The organism is Actinokineospora globicatena (assembly GCF_024171945.1).
GTDB lineage: Bacteria > Actinomycetota > Actinomycetes > Mycobacteriales > Pseudonocardiaceae > Actinokineospora > Actinokineospora globicatena.
The window spans coordinates 755,508-772,881 of sequence record NZ_JAMTCR010000005.1 but is presented as its reverse complement, the minus strand read 5'-3'; the positions used below and the strand labels follow the sequence as shown (position 1 = coordinate 772,881).

Genomic DNA, 17,374 nt, shown 5'->3' with positions numbered 1-17,374 from the left:
GCGGCCGGACCGGTCGAGCCTAACACACAGTGCGATCGGTCGTGCGGATATTTTCGGTACAGCGTACCGGCTGGTCCAGACCGCGTCAGCGGACCGGCGGTCCCCTTCGGACAGACGCACGCGCCGCCCGCACCGGAAACTGCGCGCTACCATGACAGGAACGGGAAGCCACGGGAGTAAGATCGTGCGATACCGGTACCTACCACCGGTATCAGCGGCTCCGCATAGAGCCCTTAGACCCTTGTGAGACCTAGATCCCTGAGAGCGCAACGATGACCGAGGCTCGAGTGGACGGTCGCGTCCAGCGGGGCAACCACACCCGCGGGCTGATCGTCGCGCGCGCGGTCGAGATCGCCTCCGTCGAGGGCCTGACGAGCCTGTCGCTCGGCAGGCTGGCCACCGACCTGGAGATCAGCAAGAGCGGGGTGTTCGGCCTGTTCGGCTCCAAGGAGGAGCTGCAGCTGGCGACCATCGACGCGGCGCTGAAGATCTACGTCGACACCGTGATCAGGCCGGTGCTCGACCTGCCGCCCGGCGTCGCCAAGGTGTGGCGGCTGTGCCTGAGCTGGCAGGACTACTCGCGCGGCCGGGTCTTCCCCGGCGGCTGCTTCTTCTTCGCCGTCTCCGCCGAGTTCGACGCCCAGCCCGGCCGGGTCCGCGACACCCTGGCGCGGCTGTCGGGGCGCTGGGCCGAGCTGGTCGAGCGCACCCTCGCCGAGGCCGCCGCCGCCGGTGAGCTGACCGACGAGCTCGACGGCGGGCAGCTGGCGTTCGAGCTGATCGCGTTCATGGAGACGGCCAACGCCAGCTCCGTGCTCAACGACGACATGGCCGTCTACGACCGCTCCCGCGCGGCGATCCTGCGGTTGCTGCGCTCGGTGGCGACCGACCCGGCGCTACTGCCGTCCACCGCGTAGCGCACCCGGTCCCACCGGGTGGACGCGGAGGGTCATCTGTTGACCACGCGCGGGTCCGGTGTTCGGATAGGTGGGTGTCCACCGCGAAGCCAGCCAGGCGCCTGACCAGGCGCAGGCACGTCGACTTCGCCCGGGTCTGCAGCCAGGCCTGTCGCTAGGCACCGCTCACCCCGCGTGACCGCGCCCGCCGGGCCGGTCCGCCCAGCGTGCCCGGCCGACCCGTGGAGTCCACCGTGCCAGACACCCCGCTCAGCCCGCTCCAGTTCGCCTACTGGGTGCCCAACGTCAGCGGCGGCCTCGTCGTCAGCGACATCGAGCAGCGCACCGACTGGTCGTACGACTACAACCGGCGACTCGCCGTGCTCGCCGAGGACAACGGCTTCGACTACGCGCTGACCCAGGTCCGCTACATGGCCAGCTACGGCGCGGCCTACCAGCACGAGTCCACCAGCTTCAGCCTCGCGTTACTCCTGGCCACCCAGCGGCTCAAGGTCATCGCCGCGGTGCACCCCGGGTTGTGGCACCCGGCCGTGCTGGCCAAGCTCGTCGCCACCGCCGACCACATCTCCGGTGGCCGGGCCGCGGTGAACGTGGTCTCCGGCTGGTTCAAGGGCGAGTTCACCGCGTTGGGTGAACCGTGGCTGGAGCACGACGAGCGCTACCGCCGCGCCGAGGAGTTCATCCGGGTGCTGCGGGCCAGCTGGACCACCGACGACGCCCAGTTCGCCGGGGACTTCTACCGACTGCGCGGCTTCGACCTCAAGCCCAAGCCGCTGACCGGGCCGGACCGACCACACCCGGAGATCTTCCAGGGCGGCAACTCCACCGCGGCGCGGGCGATGGCCGGGCGGGTCTCGGACTGGTACTTCAGCAACGGCAAGGACTTCGACGGCGTCAGCGAGCAGGTCGCCGAGGTCGGGGCCGCCGCAGCCGCGCACGGGCGGCGGGTGCGCTTCGGCCTCAACGGGTTCCTCATCGCCCGCGACACCGAGGCCGAGGCCCGCGAGACGCTGCGCGAGATCGTCGCCAAGGCCAACCCCGAGGCCGTCGCCGGGTTCCGCGACGCGGTCAAGCAAGCCGGTAGCTCTACCGGTGACGGCAAAGGCATGTGGGCGGACTCGTCGTTCGAGGACCTCGTCCAGTACAACGACGGGTTCCGCACCAAGCTCATCGGCACACCCGAGCAGATCGCCACCCGGCTGGTCGAGTACCGCAGGCGCGGCGTCGACCTCGCCCTGCTCGGATTCCTGCACTACCACGAGGAAGTCCAGTACTTCGGCACCCACGTCCTGCCGATCGTGCGCGCCCTCGAGGCCGACGCCGATCGCGGGGCCGGTGTCCCCGAACCCGTGACCCGCTGAGAGGCAGGGACCATGACCACCACTGAGACCGACTGGGCCAAGTCCACCCCGACCACCGCCACGGGCTGGCTGGCCCGCGCGGCAGAGGTATCGGCGCTGCTGGCCGTTGACGCTGTCCAGCGCGACCGCGAAGGCAAGACCCCGCACGCGGAAGTGCGGCTGCTCAAGGAATCCGGCCTGGTGACGCTGCTCGGGCCGGTCGAGCACGGCGGAGGCGGCCAGGACTGGCCCACCGCGTACCGGGTCGTGCGGGAGATCGCGAAGTCCGATGGCTCTATCGGCCAACTACTCGGTTACCACTACCTGTGGTTCTGGGCCGCACGGCTGGTCGGCACCCCCGAGCAGGTCTTGGCGGTAGAGGAGTTGGCGACCAAGAACCGGCTGTTCTTCGGCGGGGCCGTCAACCCGCGCGACGACGACGTCGTCATCACCGACGAGGGCGACACGATCGTCTACAACGGTCGCAAGTCGTTCTCCACCGGGAGCAAGGTGTCGGACCTGACGGTGCTGGAGGGCGTGCTCGAGGGCACCGACAAGCACATCTTCGCGATCGTGCCATCCGACTCCGAGGGGCTGACCTTCCACGACGACTGGGACAACATCGGCCAGCGGCTGACCGAGTCGGGCAGCGTCACCATCTCCGGGGTGCGGGTCGACTGGGCGTCGGCGGCGGGGTACGTGGACAAGGTCTTCACGCCGCGCGTCTACAACACGCTCAACGTGCCCACGATCCAACTGGTGTTCGTGAGCTTCTACCTCGGCATCGCGCGCGGGGCGCTGGAGACCGCCCGCGCCTACACCGTGCAGAAGTCGCGGGCGTGGCTGCACGGCGGGCAGGAGCGCTCGGTCGACGAGCCCTACGTGCTCGACGTGTACGGCGACCTCACCGCGAAGCTGTGGGCGGTCGAGGCGTTCGCCGACCAGGTCGCCACCGAGGGCTGGGTCATCCACCAGAACCCGGACGTGGTGACCGAGCGCGAACGCGGCGAGCACGAGGTGCGGGTCGCGGCGGTGAAGGCCCGCGCGACCGAGGTGGCGCTGGAGATCACCAGCGGCGTCTTCGAGGTCACCGGCGCCCGCGCCACGGCCGCCCGCGAGGGCCTCGACCGCTTCTGGCGCAACGTCCGCACCCACACCCTGCACGACCCGGTCGCCTACAAGCGGCGCGAGGTGGGGGTCTTCGTCCTGCGCGACGAGATCCCCGAGCCCACCTGGTACTCCTGACCCTGGAGGTTGCGTTGTCCTCGATCGTCGTCCTCTCCGGCAGCCCGTCGGCCACCTCCCGGACCGCGGCGCTGACCGCGCACCTCGCCGAGCACCTGCGCGCCCACGGCCACGACGTGCGCCTGGTGCTGGTGCGCGACCTGCCACCGGCCGCGCTGCTGCACGCCGACGTCGCCGACCCGGCGATCGCGGACGTCACAGCGGCGATCGAGGCGGCGGACGGGGTGGTGGTCGCGTCCCCGGTCTACAAGGCGGCGTACTCGGGGCTGCTCAAGACACTGCTGGACCTGCTGCCGCAGTTCGCGCTAGCGGGCAAGACAGCGCTACCGGTGCTGACCGGTGGGAGCCCGGCGCACGTGCTGGCGTTGGACTACGCGCTGCGGCCGGTGCTGTCGTCCCTCGGGGCGCACCACATCGTGCCGGGGTGGTTCGTGCTGGACCGGCACATCGACGTCACCTCCGCGGGCGTGGTGCTGCACCCGGACGCCGAGGCGCCGCTGCTGTCGGTGGTCGACACGTTCTCGCGGGTCTTACCGGTGCCTGCCATCTAGGGGGTGGTGCGGCGCCCATCGGTCTCGGTGGGCGCCGCTCCCCTGGGTTCACGGGCGCAGGAGGGGCTTGATGACCTTGCGGTTGTCCATGTCGGTGTAGGCGTCGGCGACGCTGGCGAGGGCGTACTCGGCGTCGAAGACCGGGCCGGGGTTGATCTCGCCCGCGAGGACGGCGGCCAGGAGTTCGGGCAGGTAGGCGCGGACAGGCGCAACACCGCCGCGGACGGAGATGTTGTTGCTGAACAGGTGGCGGACCGGGAACTCGGGACCACCGGCGGGGACGCCGACGTAGCCGAGACGACCACCGGGGCGCACGGTGTGCAGGGCCTGGTCCATCGACTCCTTGGTACCGACGCACTCCAGGACCGCGTCGGCGCCGCCGCCGAGCAGGTCCCTGACCTCGGCCACACCCTCGTCACCCCGGGTCGCGACGATGTCGGTGGCACCGAAGGTCCGGGCGAGGGCTTGGCGGTCGGCATGCCGGGACATGGCGACGACCCGCTCGGCACCCAACCGGGCGGCGGCGAGAACAGCGCAGAGGCCAACGGCACCGTCGCCGACGACCACGACCTTGTCCCCGGGGCTCACTCCGGCGGCGACGGCGGCGTGGTGACCGGTGCCCATGACGTCGGAGAGGGTCAGGAGGCTGGGCACGAGGGCGTCGTCGGGGACCTCCGGGGTCGCGACCAACGTGCCATCGGCGAACGGGGAGACCACGTACTCGGCCTGACCACCGTCGATGTCGTGCCCGACCCGCGCTTGACCGCCCCAGTAACCGCCGCGCTCGCAGGAGGTGTGGATACCGTTGCGACAGTGCACACAGGTGCCATCACTCACCGCGAACGGCGCGATGACGAAGTCACCAGGCCGCACCGTCGTGACCTCGGCACCGACCTCCTCGACCACACCGACGAACTCATGCCCCATCCGCTTCGGCTCCGCCACCGGCGAGATCCCCCGGTACCCCCACAGATCCGAACCACACACACAGGACGCGACCACCCGCACCACCGCGTCAGTCGGAAGCCGCACCGCCGGATCGGGGAACTCCGCCAACCGCACATCCCCAGCCCCGTGCAACACAGTCCCGCGCATACTCAACCCTCCACAGTAGACAAATCTGGACTTTCCCTGGCGCGCTTGACGTTCCGAGGCAGCGCGAGACCGATGGCGCGAACCACGTCCGGCCGTGACGGCCAAACGCACGCTCCAGCCCTGAGCGTCAGACCTTGGCGATGGCGGATCGTAGGGCGCCGAGGACCAGTTCGACGCGGTCTGGGCGGGCGTTGTGGCCCATGAGGCCGATGCGCCAGACGGAGCTGGCGAAGGCGCCTGCGCCCGCGCCGATCTCGATGCCGTATTCGGTGAGGAGGATTTGGCGGACCTTGGCCGAGTCGACGCCCGCGGGGACGCGGACGGTGGTGAGTTCGGGGAGGCGGTGGCCTTCGGCGGCGAAGAGCTCTAGGCCCTGGTCCTGCAACCCTTGCTGCAGCAGGGTTCCGGCGGCGTGGTGGCGGGCCCACACCTGCTCCAGGCCCTCCTCCAGCACCCGGCCCAGGGCGGCGTGCAGGGAGGCGATCATGGCGACGGGGGCGGTGTGGTGGTACGTGCGGCCGCCGGTGGAGCCGTCGACGTAGGCGCCGATGAGGTTGAGGTCGAGGTACCAGGTGGGGGGTCGCTGGACGCGGCGGTCCCAGGCGCGGGGGGAGACGGTGAACGGGGAGAGGCCGGGAGCGCCGCCGAGGCACTTCTGGGTGCCCGAGTAGGCCAGGTCGACGTCCCAGGCGTCGATGGCGACCTCGATGCCCGCCAGGGAGGTCACGCAGTCGGCGAGGACGAGGGTGCGCTGGTCGCGCTTGTGGACCGCCAGCGACAGCGCCCGGATGTCGCTGAGCACGCCGGTCGAGGTCTCGGCGTGGACGGCGGCCACCAGGGATGGCTCCGGGTGCGCGGCCAGCACCCGCTCCACGTCCACCGGGGTGCCCCAGTCGTGGTCGACGCGCACCACGTTCGCGCCGTAGCGGCTCGCGACGTCGACCATCCGCTCGCCGAACAGGCCGTTCACCGCGACCACGACGACGTCACCGTGGCGGACGAAGTTCGCGAACGCGGCCTCCATGCCGATGGAACCCGTGCCGGACAACGGGAGCGTGCGCGCGTTGTGCGTGCCCCACACGCGGCGCAGCCGGTCGCAGGTCTCGTCGAGCACGCGGAGGAACTCCGGGTCCAGGTGCCCCAGCAGCGGTGCGGCCAGCGCGGCCGTCGCCTCCGGGTAGGGGTTGGACGGTCCCGGGCCGAGCAGGGTGCGGTCTACCAGTGCCATGCCCGGAACTCTACGGATGGGCGAGGGGGTCCACGTCGAGTTGTCCACAGGGTGAGTGGCGGCGGCCGCGCAGCATGATCCCCAGGGCGTGGGGCACCAGGTCACCGCCGCGCTTGCACAGCCACGGGATGCCCTTGAGCAGCAGCCAGGCGACGTGCGCGAGCGGACCGGCGCGCAGCCCGCCCTCGCAGACCAGGCTGACCGGGGTGGGCACCGCGCAGCCGCGACCGGCCAACTGCTCGGCGAACCCCTTGGCGAGCATGCGGTGCCCGAGCTCGGACGGGTGCAGCCGGTCCACGCTCCAGGTCACCGGGTCGTACGCGCCGGGCACCAGGTCCAGGTCGACCAGGGGCGCGCCGGTGTCGGCGACGACGGCGTCGATCACCGCGTTGAGCCGGGTGATCCGGGTGCGCAGCGCCCGGCGCAGCGAGGCGGGCATCCGGAACACGCGGGCGTGGTCGTGGAAGCGCACCAGCACCACCACGGCGCCGCGCGCCTGCAACGAGGTCACGACGTGCGCGAGGTCGGCGCGCATAGCGACCGGGTCGAAGTCCGACCGCAGCGTGTCGTTCATGCCCGCGATGACCACCGCGGCCTCAGGCTCAGCGGCCAACGCCAACGGCAGCTGCTTGGCGCGCACGTCGCCGATGCGGGCACCGGGAGCCGACGCGTTGTGCACCTCGGCGCCGAGCGCGGCGGCCAGCAGCACGCCGACCCCGCGCCAGCCGCCGCCGGGCAGCGGGTCGCCGATGCCGACGGTGGTCGAGTCGCCGAGCACGGCGAGCGTTCTCGCGGTCCACGTCGGCGGGAGGGGGGATGGCGGGTCGAGGGTCGGTGGTGTGCTGCGTTCGATCCCCAGCGCGGTCACGCGGACAACGATGCGACCCGCTGGCTCACCGGCGGTGAGATCGCGGTGTCCTGGCGGGGTCGGCCCGGCGAAGACTTCGGTGTCAGTCGAACGCCGGGTAGAGCGGCAGCGAACGCTCGCCGAACCGGGACGTCAGCCCCGCGACGACGGCCTCCGCGTGCTCGGCGACCGCGGCGACCCTGGCGCGGCGCGCGGACGCGGCCAACCCGGTCCAGCGGGCCACCAGCACGTCGGCCTGGTGCGGCCGGGGCACCGAGCCGCCGGAGCCCAGCTGCTCGAGGTCGGGCACGGTGAGGAACTGCCAGGTGGTCAGCCACACCCAGAACAGCTGCGCGTCGAGCAGCCGGGGCCCGAGCACGGCGTCGTCGTCGAGGTCGGGCCACATGACCCGCACCTCGGCCCGCCAGGCGGCCAGCATCGCGTCGGTCATCCCCGGTGGCAGCGCGTAGGCGCACCAGCACGACGGGAACGGCACGGTCAGGTACGCCGCGTCGAACATCATGTTCCGCACGCAGCCGCCCTCGAAGTCGAGGAACCGGACGCCGCGGTTGGTGATCAGGTTGTTGTCCGGGCAGGAGTCCGACGGGCTGAACGCCCGGTGCCGCGCGGTGTCGAGCAGCCCCAGGGTCCGCCGGGCGGCGTCCCACGCGGTGGCCGGGGTGGCCACGCCGAACTCGGCATCGAGCAGCAGCGGGAGCGCCTCCACGGCGATCGGGCCGTCGACGGTCAGCGGGTCCTTGGACTTGGGCGGGCTGAGCCTGCGCAGCAGCGCGTCGAAGTCGGCCTCGCGGCCCGCGGTGGACGCGTGCAGCCGGCCCAGCGACCGCGCCCAGGACAGCAGGGCGCCCTCAGCGGCGCGGGCGTCGTCGCCGTGCAGCTTCTCGGCCAGCGTCGGCGCGCGCCCCAGGTCCTCCATGACCAGCAGGTTGGTGCCGCTGTCGTGGGCGAACAGCTCCGGGCACATCCGGTCCTCGGCGGCCAGGGCGGTGAACAGCTGGTAGCTGACGGCCTCGCGGACCCAGCTGTCGCGGGTGGCCCCGCCAGCCGGGCGGACGTAGCGCTTGACCGCGAGGGTGCGCGGGAGGGAGAACGGGCTGGCGGCGACCTTCACCCGCAGCACGATGGAGCGCTCACTGCCGCCGAGGTCCTCCGGTTCGGCGAGGTGGATGCGCGCGCCGAAGCGCTTGCTGAGCACGGACTCGGCGGCCACGACCGTGGCCAGCACCTCCGCGCTCGCGAGTTGCTCGGATTCGCCTGGGCCGTCCGGTTCGCCGGTGCCCGGCGGATCGGCGGCGATCTCCACACTCATCTCCTCTGACCCTGCTCCCGATCGTAGGGGGCCGGTGGCGGCCCGGTCAGCACTCTCGCCGAGAAGACCGTAGTGGTCGAACGGGCTCCGCGACGAGCGACCTGCCAAGAAATCACAGCACTCCCGCGGTGTCCGGTGGGTACCCCACGACAGGGTTCCCACCGGGTGGGAGGTTCACCCCCGGGTCAGGGGCCTGGTCCGCGCGGCCGCCCGCCTGCGGGTGAGCAGCACGACGGCCGCCGCGATCACGATCCCCACCAGGTTTACCCCGAGTTGCCCCGCCGAGGCGAGCACCTTGTCCCACTGGCCGAGCACCGCGGCGACGCCGATGTAGCCCGCGGCGGGCACCGTGGTCACCGAGATGAACACGCCGACCAGGGCGGCCGACTTCGCCGAGGTCATCGACAGCATCCCGGCGGCGCCCGCGAGGACGGCGACGACCAGTGACCAGGGTCCCACCTGGTAGACGAAGTCGACCTCGTGGTCGCCGCTGATCGCGCGGGCGTCGAGCCACCCGGCCTGGTTGCCGAGCCAGGTCAGCACCGCGGCGGCCGCGATCGCCACCGGGAAGCCGACCAGCAGCGCGGTGGCGGCCCGGCGCGCCAGGTCGGCGCGGCGGCGGACCAGTCCCACCGCCAGCGCGGCCAGCGGCCCGAACTCCGGTCCGACGACCATGGCGCCGACGAGGGTCACGGCGGAGTCGGTGACCACCCCGACCGCGGCGAGCAGGCAGGCGATGGTCAGGAACGCCACGAAGGTCGCGTTGAGCCGCGACTCCTCGCCGGTGCGGGCGAGCAGCTCCTCCCACACGACCGCGTCGGCGGCCTGCCCCGGCGCGGCCTCCTCGGCCCGGTCGGCGGAGTCCGACAGCGCGGTGTCGATCTGCTCCAGGGTGATGCCGCCGTGGCGGTCGAGGCCCAAGCCGCACAGCGCGGCCAGGACCTCGTCGGTGGCCTCGCGGGCGATGTCGGCCTCGATGACGTCGCCCGCGGGGTCCACGGCGGCCCCGGGGAACAGCACGAGGTGCGTGGCGCCGGGGTGCGCGCGCAGCACCTCCAGCGCCCGCTCGGTGCTCTCAGCGGGGCACAGGACCCTCAGGTGCAGCAAGTCACGCCTGGGTGGGCGCGGCCTCGGCCTGCGGGGCGGGCTTGGCGGGCTTGAAGTCCACCCCCGCCTCCTTGCGCTGCTCGGCGGTGATCGGCGCGGGCGCGGCGGTCAGCGGGTCGAAGCCGCCGCCGGTCTTCGGGAAGGCGATGACCTCGCGGATCGAGTCCAACCCGGCCAGCAGCATGACCAGCCGGTCCCAGCCGAAGGCGATGCCGCCGTGCGGGGGCGCGCCGAAGGCGAAGGCGTCGAGCAGGAAGCCGAACTTCTCCTGCGCCTCGGCCTGGTCGAGCCCCATGACCGAGAAGACCCGCTCCTGGACGTCCTTGTTGTGGATACGGATCGAGCCGCCGCCGATCTCGTTGCCGTTGAGCACGAGGTCGTAGGCGTAGGCCAGGGCGTTGCCCGGGTCCTGGTCGAACCGGTCGATCCACTCCGCGGTCGGCGAGGTGAACGCGTGGTGCAGCGCGGTCCAGCGACCACCGCCGACGGCGACGTCACCGGCGGACTGGGCCGCGGCGGCCTCCTCGAACATCGGGGCGTCGACGACCCACACGAAGCCCCACGCGGACTCGTCGATCAGGCCGCTGCGGCGGCCGATCTCCAGCCGGGCGGCGCCCAGCAGCGCGCGCGCGTCGTTGGGGTTGCCCGCGGCGAAGAACACGCAGTCGCCCGGCTCGGCGCCCGCGGCCTTGGCCAGGCCCTCGCGCTCGGTCTCGGACAGGTTCTTGGCGACCGGGCCGCCGAGCGTGCCGTCCTCGCCGACGAGCACGTAGGCCAGGCCCTTGTGGCCGCGCTGCTTGGCGAACTCCTGCCACGCGTCGAGCTGCTTGCGCGGCTGGGACGCGCCACCGGGCATCACCACGGCGCCGACGTAGGGCGCCTGGAACACCCGGAACGGGGTCTCGGCGAAGTACTCGGTCAGCTCGGTCAGCTCGACGGCGAAGCGGATGTCGGGCTTGTCGGAGCCGTAGCGGGCCATCGCGTCGGCGTAGGTCAGCCGGGGCAGCGGGGCGGTGATGTCGTGGTCGGCGAGCTCGCGCCAGATGGCGCCGATGACGCGCTCGCCGAGCGCGATCACGTCCTCCTGGTCGACGAAGCTCATCTCGATGTCGAGCTGGGTGAACTCCGGCTGCCGGTCGGCGCGGAAGTCCTCGTCGCGGTAGCAGCGGGCGATCTGGTAGTACCGCTCCAGGCCGCCGACCATGAGCAGCTGCTTGAACAGCTGCGGGGACTGGGGCAGCGCGTACCAGGAGCCGGGCCGCAACCGCGCGGGCACCACGAAGTCGCGGGCGCCCTCGGGGGTCGACCTGGTCAGCGTCGGGGTCTCCACCTCGACGAACCGCTCGGCGTTGAGCACGTCGCGGGCCACCCGGCTGACCTCGCTGCGCAGCCGCAGGGCCTTGGCGGGGACGCTGCGGCGCAGGTCGAGGTAGCGGTAGCGGAGGCGGACCTCGTCGCCGACGGTCAGGTGGTCGTCGAGCGGGAAGGGCAGCGGCGCGGACTCGCTGAGCACCTCCAGCTCGACGGCCAGCACCTCGATCGCGCCGGTCGGGATCTCGGGGTTCTCGTTGCCCGCGGGGCGGGCGGCGACCTCGCCGACGACCTTGACGCAGAACTCGGCGCGCAGCCGGTGCGCGCGCTCGGCCATCTCGCCCTCGCGGAAGACGACCTGCGACACGCCCGAGGCATCGCGCAGATCGATGAAGATGACGCCGCCGTGGTCGCGCCTGCGCGCCACCCACCCGGTGAGGGTGACGGTCTGCCCAGCGCTCTCGGCTCGGAGGGTCCCGGCCTCGTGCGTGCGGATCACGGTGTGCCTCTCCTAGTCCAGATCTCGGGAACGGCGCGGGTCACCGGCATCGCGGTACCGCGCCAGAAGGTCAGGCTAGCCAACCGGCCGGGGTCCCCGTCTACCAGGTTTGCCGTGCCCCGCCGCGGGGTCGCGACGTGCGGCGATGACTGGGAATGGGAACGGTCCCGGTGGACCCTATGGACGGCTCTCATGGACCGTTCAGGGGTATAGCACCGGCCCCGTTCAGGCTATCCGGTGACCGCCAGGAGTGATCCGGTTACCCATGAATTAACACTGGCGCTACCCAGCGAGGCCCCTAAGACGTAATGTGACCGTCAGGGCGTAAGGGGTAACCCAGGGAGTGAACATGGGTAGCGGTATCACCCGCGAGCCAGTTCGTGAGCTTCACCAGAACGGGAGTGTCCGCCATGCGTTGACGGCCGAGCAGCCCGAGTCGCTGGCGGCCGACGCGTTCCCCACGGCGTTGCGGTCGGCGATCCAGGCCAGCGGTCTGAGCCTCGACCGGATCCAGTACCGGCTGCGCGCGCGAGGCGTGTCGATCAGCGTCACCGCACTGAGCTACTGGCAGTCCGGTCGGCGCAGGCCCGAGCGCGCGGAGTCGTTGGCCGCGCTCGGCCATCTGGAGGACGTCCTCGGGGTGCCCACCGGCTCGCTGATCGCGCTGCTCGGCCCACCGCGGCCGCGCGGCAGGGTCAACCGGGAGTCCTCCCGGCTGACCGTCGAGGCGTTGTGGGGCAACAGCGAACCGGTGTCGCACCTGCTCAAGCGCATCGACTACACGACAGACAGCGCGCTGACCAAGATCAGCCAGCACGACAAGATGGAGATCGCCGTCGACCGCGGCGAGAAGGCCCTCAACATCCGCCAGGTATTCCGCGCCGAGCGGGACGGGGCCGATCGCACGCTGCTGGTCTACGACCTGGAGGTGCCCGGCAGACCCTTCCCCGAGATCGTCGCGGGCGACACCTGCCGCATCGGCCGGGTCGCGCAGGACCCCACCGCGGGCCTCGTGGCCGCGGAGATCCTGCTCGACCAGCCGCTCAACCGCGGCGAGACGACGATCGTCGACTACGTGCTGCGGCACCCGGGACCGCCCTACTCGCGCGGCGACGACAGCTACTGCCGCAAGTTCCCCGGGCCGGTGCGCGAGTTCGTCCTCGAACTGCGCTTCGACCCCAGGGCGCTACCGGCGTACCTGGAGCAGTACACCGTCGACATGGACGACCAGGTGACCAACCGGCGCAAGCTCGACGTCACGCTGGACGGCAAGGCGCACGCGGTGGCCCTGGACTTCGGTCCCGGGATCCTCTGCGTGCGGTGGGAGTGGCCGGACTAGCAAGTCCGGCCCAGCCGTGCGTTCGACCAAGCAGTGCAGATTTGGCCCAGCAGTGCAGTTCGACCTAGCAGTACCGCTGGGGGACCGGCCCTAGGGCCGGTCCCACCCGGTGATGGTCAGGGTGAAGATGGCCTCGCCGACGCGCCCGTGCGCTCCTGTCGCCGTCACGACGACGGGGTAGGCGCCGGGGGCGGCGGACGGGCTGGTGAAGATCCACAGAGTGCAGGCGCCACCACCGACGGGCAACCGCGCCGGGCTGAACGTGGCCCGGGTCCCCGGTGGGACGCCGCCGACGCTGAGCTCCACGGGCTCGTCCGTGGAGACGGTGACGCGCGTCTGGGTGAGGAAGCCCGGCTGCGTCGTCGACTCCTCGGGCGCCAGCCGCACCCGGATGCCGTCGTGGGTCGTGGCGTCGTCCACGGTCAGCGACACGTAGCCGCGCGCCGTCATGCCGTTGGGCGCCGTGGCGTGCACGGTGACGGGGTAGACGCCCGGGCTCGCCTTCTCTGATATCGCGATGGTGAGGTGGGTCGTTTCACCCGCTTCGACAACCTTGGGCTCGAAGGTCGCCAACGCGCCGCAGGGCAGCCCGGTGACCGACATCGTCAGCGTGTGCCCCTCCGCGCCCGCCCTCGTCACGACGACGGCGGTAGCGCTACCGGGCCTACCCACGCGCATCGACAGCGGCTCGACGGACAGGGTGAAGTCACCCGGGCTCGTGCTCGGGCTGAGGAAGGGGTCGATCGCGTAGGCCACGGTGAGGGTCTCCTCTGAGTTGCGGACCCTCACCATCACCGTCCGGACATACGCGGAACAATCCGTAGTCGTCGCAGTACGGGTACTGATTGTTCTGCTAAGAGAGCGCGGTACGTAGGTCCGCGACGGGGCCGATCACGGTCACCGCGGGCGGCCGGATGCCCGCTTCCACCAGGTCACCGGCCACGCGGTCCAATGTGGAACGCAGGACGCGCTGCGACCGGGTGGTGCCCTCCTGGATGACCGCGACCGGGGTCGTGGCGTCGCGCCCGCCGCTGATCAGGACCTTCGCGATGGCCGCGAGCTTGTCCACGCCCATCATCACCACGATGGTCCCGCCGAGGCGCGCGAGCGCCGACCAGTCGGTCAGCGTGTTCGGGTCGTCCGGGCCGATGTGCCCTGAAACGACCACGACCTCGTGCGCGACACCCCTGTGCGTCACCGGGACATCGGCGGCGGCCGGGACCGCGAACGCCGAGGTCACGCCCGGCACCACGGTGATCGGCACGCCTGCCTTAGCGCACGCGATCAACTCCTCGAACCCACGACCGAACAGGTACGGGTCGCCGCCCTTGAGCCGCACCACGAACTTGCCCGCCTTGGCGTGCGCCACCAACGCATCGTTGATGGCGTCCTGACTCGCGGAGCGCCCGTACGGGATCTTCGCGGCGTCGATCACCGTGACCGAGGGGGCGAGTTCGTCGAGCAGGTCCCGGGGACCGAGCCGGTCGGCGATCACGACGTCCGCGCGGGCCAACAACCGGCGGCCGCGCACGGTGATCAGCTCGGGGTCACCCGGGCCGCCACCGACCAACGCCACCCCGGCGGGTTCCCGTTCCTGGTCCGCGATCCGGCCTTCCCGGAGCGCGTCGAGCAGACCGTCGCGGATGGCAGCGGACCTCTGGTGCTCACCACCCGCGAGTACGCCGACGAGCAGACCGTCGTGATCACCGGTCGCGGGCGTGACAGCGCTACCGGCGCTACCGGCGTCCGCGCGCACGCAGAAAACCCGTGTCCGCTCAGCCTCTTCGGCTACTGCGGCGTTGACGGCGGTGTCGGACGTGCAGCACAGGACGTACCAGGAGTCCGCGAGATCACCGGCCTGGTAGACCCGCCGGTGCCAGGTGACCTCACCCGCGTCGGCCATGGCCTCCACCGACGGCGTCGCCTCCGGGGACACCACCTCGATCACCGCGCCGGACCGCACCAAGCGGGGCAACCGCCGTTGCGCCACCGTCCCACCGCCGACGACGACGACGCGACGCCCGGCCAGGTCCAACCCGGCGAGGTAGTGCTGCTCGACTGCCATGCCGGACAGCATGCCCGCTCCCCCGCCGCGAACCCGCAACCGCCGCCCGACAGTGTGACGGAGCGAACGACCGCCTCAGCCGGTGGCCAGCGCGTCCCCCGGTGCCCGGCGCGCCCGCTGGGACCAACGGCTCAGTCGTCCTCCAGCTGGTTCCCCCACAACGTCCCCCGCTCGTCCTCGAGCGAGAGCGGGTCGGCGCAGCGGAGGAAGTCGAAGAACACCAGCTCGCTGTCCTCGTCGACGAACTCGTCGAAGTTCTCGTGGTCGAGCAGCTCGGTCAACCAGTACCACCGCCACGCGACCTCGAGGAACTGGCCGACGGAGGAGTTGACCACGCCGGGTCGGTCAGCGCCGCGGGGCTGAGGAAGTCGTCGGGCATGTTCGGCACGCCCCAGTCGGTCAACGCGCGGGTGTGCACCTCGGACAGGTCGGAACGGGGCGGAAGCGGTTGGGCCGAACGGGCGAGAGCCGGTCGTCCGGTGTTCAGCCCGCCTTCACCCAGAGGCCCTCGATGCCCTCGGCCCTGGCGCGGTAGTCGACGTACCAGAGGCACTGGAAGACCATGGTGATGACGCCGGTGAGGGTTCCGGTGAGGATGACGGCGAGGGTGTCGCCGAGGAGGCTGGCGCCGCTGAGGCGGGTGAACAGCGCGGTGACGACCATGCCGAAGAGGCCGAGGACGACGTTGAGCAGCACGGAGAGGCCCGCCAGGCGCCACCAGCCGGTGGTGTGGACGAGGGTGCGCGAGCGGTCCAGGGCGGCGATCGGGCCCAGGCCCTCGACCACGACCACGGATCCGACGAAGGTGAAGGCGACGGCGAGGTAGAGGGCTCCGACGAGCAGCGGCAGCGCGATCAGCGCGCCCGCGCCGCCCCCGGCGGTCAGGACGAGCACGGCGAGGGCGATGAGCCCGCCGTAGATCAGCACCGTGACCAGCGTGACGAGCGCCAACCGACCCAGGTGCGGCAGGGCCTCGCGCAACGCGTGCCGGGCGCTGGTGGTGTGGCCGAACACCGCGCGCGGGACCACGACGTTGACCACGGCGGTGAGCGGGATGCTCAGCAGCAGGATGCTGACCATGCTGATGGCCAGGTCCGTGGCGTACGGGTACAGCGCGTCCCAGTCGACCGTGGCACCCGGCTTGAACTCCTCCAGCACGGGGACCTCGCCGAGCACCAGCGTGCTCACCAGCAGCCGCAGCAGTTCGCCCGCCACCGCGACCAGCAGCGACACCCCGAGCAGTGCGCGCGCGTTGCGCCGCAGCGCCCCCACCGTGCCGCTGACGAAGTCCGGCAGCGTCAACGGCCGCAACGGGACGATGCCGAGCTGGATCGCACCGGTGTGGTCGGTGCGGGTCGGCGCCTGCGGCGCCGGGGTCGGCTCCGGTCCGCTCGGCTGCTCCGGCTGATCGGGTCGATCGGTCATTCGCGTGGTCCCCAGGTCGTTGTCGGCGCGGACGGCGCGCCGACTCGCAGGCTACAGGTAGCCCGCGACGAACTTGAGCGCCTCGGGGATGGCCCGGCGGAAGTACGCGTCGTCGTGGCCGCCGGGGTCGAACGCGGTCTTGACCGCCTTGGCCCGCTGCGCCAGCTGCTTGGTGAGGTCGAGCCGCTCGGGGTCGTCGGCGCCGCACCACAGGCCGATCGGGGTCTTGCCCAGCTCCATGGTGTGCCGCAACGGCTCCACCCGCTCCCACTGCGCTTGGTCGACGAACATCTTGGCGCGCTGCGCGGCGTCCCAGGTGGGGAACAGCGTGGGGCTGATCGCGGCGACGGCCTGGAACCCGGGCGAGCGGCCCTGGTTGAGCGCGGCCGACCCGCCCTCGCCGAAGCCGACGACGGAGAACGGCGTGGTGGCCAGGTCGTGGTAGGCGAGCCAGCCGGGCAGGTCCTCGTTGAGCATGCGCTGCGGGTCGTCGTCCTTGTTGCCGATCCAGTTGCCGCCCTCCACCGCGACCACCGCGAAGGGCGGCGACCCGTCGCGCACGATCTGGGTCAGCATCTGCGGCACCCCGTAGTCGAGGAAGACCTTGGCCGCGCCCCAGCCGCCGTGCAGCGCGATGCACACCGGGATCGGCTCCGGCGGCACGCCCTCCGGTCGGATGATGACGATGTCGACCTCGCGGTAGCGGCCCGCGGACAGGTTGCGCCCGGTGACCACCGGCGGGATGTCGCTCGTGGACGTCTTGGCGCCCACGACGGGGTCCGGTTGCGCACCCGGGCCCGGCTGCTGCTGGCACCCGGCGAGCAGCCCGGCACCCAGCCCGACCCCGGCCACCAGCACCGAGCGCCGCGACATCCGAACAGTTCGCGCAGTGTTCACAAGTTCTCCGCTCCTCACGGACCCCTGGGCCGGATCCTATTGGTCTACCACCGCTCTGTGGGCGCCCGTAGTGAAACGGTTGCCGGGAGAGCGCTCCCAAGCCGTCATTGATCCTTCACAAGCGGCGCAACACTTGCGCGTCCACGGCCAACTGGCAACTGGGATGAGCCCGCGCCCC

General features: G+C 71.7%; 16 protein-coding genes. 5 read left to right on the top strand and 11 right to left on the bottom strand.

All coding sequences use genetic code 11. From position 1 onward, the window contains the following. Positions 1–272 precede the first annotated feature (272 nt). From LV79_RS27290 to ssuE, 4 genes are all read left to right on the top strand, one after another. Positions 273–917 (top strand): TetR/AcrR family transcriptional regulator, encoded by a 645-nt coding sequence (locus tag LV79_RS27290; RefSeq protein ID WP_253841083.1) that lies wholly within the window; start codon positions 273–275, stop codon positions 915–917. A 233-nt stretch (positions 918–1,150) separates the two neighbouring features. Continuing rightward, on the top strand, positions 1,151–2,278 hold the full coding sequence (gene sfnG, locus LV79_RS27285; RefSeq protein ID WP_253841082.1) for a dimethylsulfone monooxygenase SfnG: 1,128 nt from the start codon (positions 1,151–1,153) through the stop codon (positions 2,276–2,278). A gap of 12 nt (positions 2,279–2,290) precedes the next feature. Next, a complete protein-coding gene (locus tag LV79_RS27280; RefSeq protein ID WP_253841081.1) occupies positions 2,291–3,502 on the top strand; it encodes an acyl-CoA dehydrogenase family protein in 1,212 nt (403 codons plus the stop codon). A 14-nt stretch (positions 3,503–3,516) separates the two neighbouring features. After that, positions 3,517–4,053 carry an NADPH-dependent FMN reductase gene (ssuE, locus tag LV79_RS27275; RefSeq protein ID WP_253841080.1) on the top strand — a complete coding sequence of 179 codons (537 nt, stop codon included), beginning with the start codon at positions 3,517–3,519 and terminating at the stop codon, positions 4,051–4,053. Between the two features lie 48 nt (positions 4,054–4,101). Here the strand turns inward: ssuE and LV79_RS27270 are convergent, their stop codons facing one another. The 6 genes from LV79_RS27270 to aspS form a co-directional block, all read right to left on the bottom strand. Beyond that, on the bottom strand, positions 4,102–5,148 hold the full coding sequence (locus LV79_RS27270) for a zinc-dependent alcohol dehydrogenase family protein (RefSeq protein ID WP_253841079.1): 1,047 nt from the start codon (positions 5,146–5,148) through the stop codon (positions 4,102–4,104). A gap of 127 nt (positions 5,149–5,275) precedes the next feature. Next, positions 5,276–6,376 (bottom strand): pyridoxal-phosphate-dependent aminotransferase family protein, encoded by a 1,101-nt coding sequence (locus tag LV79_RS27265; RefSeq protein ID WP_253841077.1) that lies wholly within the window; start codon positions 6,374–6,376, stop codon positions 5,276–5,278. Positions 6,377–6,386: 10 nt separating this feature from the next. Then, on the bottom strand, positions 6,387–7,244 hold the full coding sequence (locus tag LV79_RS27260) for an SGNH/GDSL hydrolase family protein (RefSeq protein ID WP_253841076.1): 858 nt from the start codon (positions 7,242–7,244) through the stop codon (positions 6,387–6,389). Between the two features lie 82 nt (positions 7,245–7,326). Continuing rightward, positions 7,327–8,553, bottom strand: a complete 1,227-nt coding sequence (locus LV79_RS27255) for a hypothetical protein (RefSeq protein ID WP_301321667.1) — start codon at positions 8,551–8,553, stop codon at positions 7,327–7,329. Positions 8,554–8,727: 174 nt separating this feature from the next. Continuing rightward, complete coding sequence (locus tag LV79_RS27250) at positions 8,728–9,660, bottom strand: DUF389 domain-containing protein (protein ID WP_253841074.1); 933 nt, start codon at positions 9,658–9,660, stop codon at positions 8,728–8,730. Position 9,661: 1 nt separating this feature from the next. Next, positions 9,662–11,470 (bottom strand): aspartate--tRNA ligase, encoded by a 1,809-nt coding sequence (gene aspS, locus LV79_RS27245; protein ID WP_253841073.1) that lies wholly within the window; start codon positions 11,468–11,470, stop codon positions 9,662–9,664. 349 nt (positions 11,471–11,819) lie between these two features. Between aspS and LV79_RS27240 the strand changes: the two genes are divergently transcribed. Further along, positions 11,820–12,809, top strand: a complete 990-nt coding sequence (locus tag LV79_RS27240) for a helix-turn-helix domain-containing protein (protein WP_245782288.1) — start codon at positions 11,820–11,822, stop codon at positions 12,807–12,809. A gap of 90 nt (positions 12,810–12,899) precedes the next feature. On the opposite strand, the gene LV79_RS27235 is transcribed toward LV79_RS27240, so the two are convergent. The 5 genes from LV79_RS27235 to LV79_RS27215 all read right to left on the bottom strand — a co-directional run bounded on the left by LV79_RS27235 (position 12,900) and on the right by LV79_RS27215 (position 17,196). Next, positions 12,900–13,565: a hypothetical protein gene (locus tag LV79_RS27235; RefSeq protein WP_253841072.1), complete on the bottom strand. Its 666-nt coding sequence runs from the start codon at positions 13,563–13,565 to the stop codon at positions 12,900–12,902. A 97-nt stretch (positions 13,566–13,662) separates the two neighbouring features. After that, on the bottom strand, positions 13,663–14,874 hold the full coding sequence (gene cobA / locus LV79_RS27230) for a uroporphyrinogen-III C-methyltransferase (RefSeq protein ID WP_253841071.1): 1,212 nt from the start codon (positions 14,872–14,874) through the stop codon (positions 13,663–13,665). Between the two features lie 131 nt (positions 14,875–15,005). Further along, the gene (locus tag LV79_RS27225) at positions 15,006–15,209 is read right to left on the bottom strand and encodes an SUKH-4 family immunity protein (protein ID WP_253841070.1); all 204 of its coding nucleotides are present in this window, start codon (positions 15,207–15,209) and stop codon (positions 15,006–15,008) included. A gap of 148 nt (positions 15,210–15,357) precedes the next feature. After that, positions 15,358–16,299 carry a DUF7847 domain-containing protein gene (locus LV79_RS27220; RefSeq protein WP_253841069.1) on the bottom strand — a complete coding sequence of 314 codons (942 nt, stop codon included), beginning with the start codon at positions 16,297–16,299 and terminating at the stop codon, positions 15,358–15,360. A gap of 51 nt (positions 16,300–16,350) precedes the next feature. Further along, positions 16,351–17,196, bottom strand: a complete 846-nt coding sequence (locus tag LV79_RS27215; RefSeq protein WP_253841068.1) for an alpha/beta hydrolase — start codon at positions 17,194–17,196, stop codon at positions 16,351–16,353. Between the last annotated feature and the right edge of the window lie 178 nt (positions 17,197–17,374).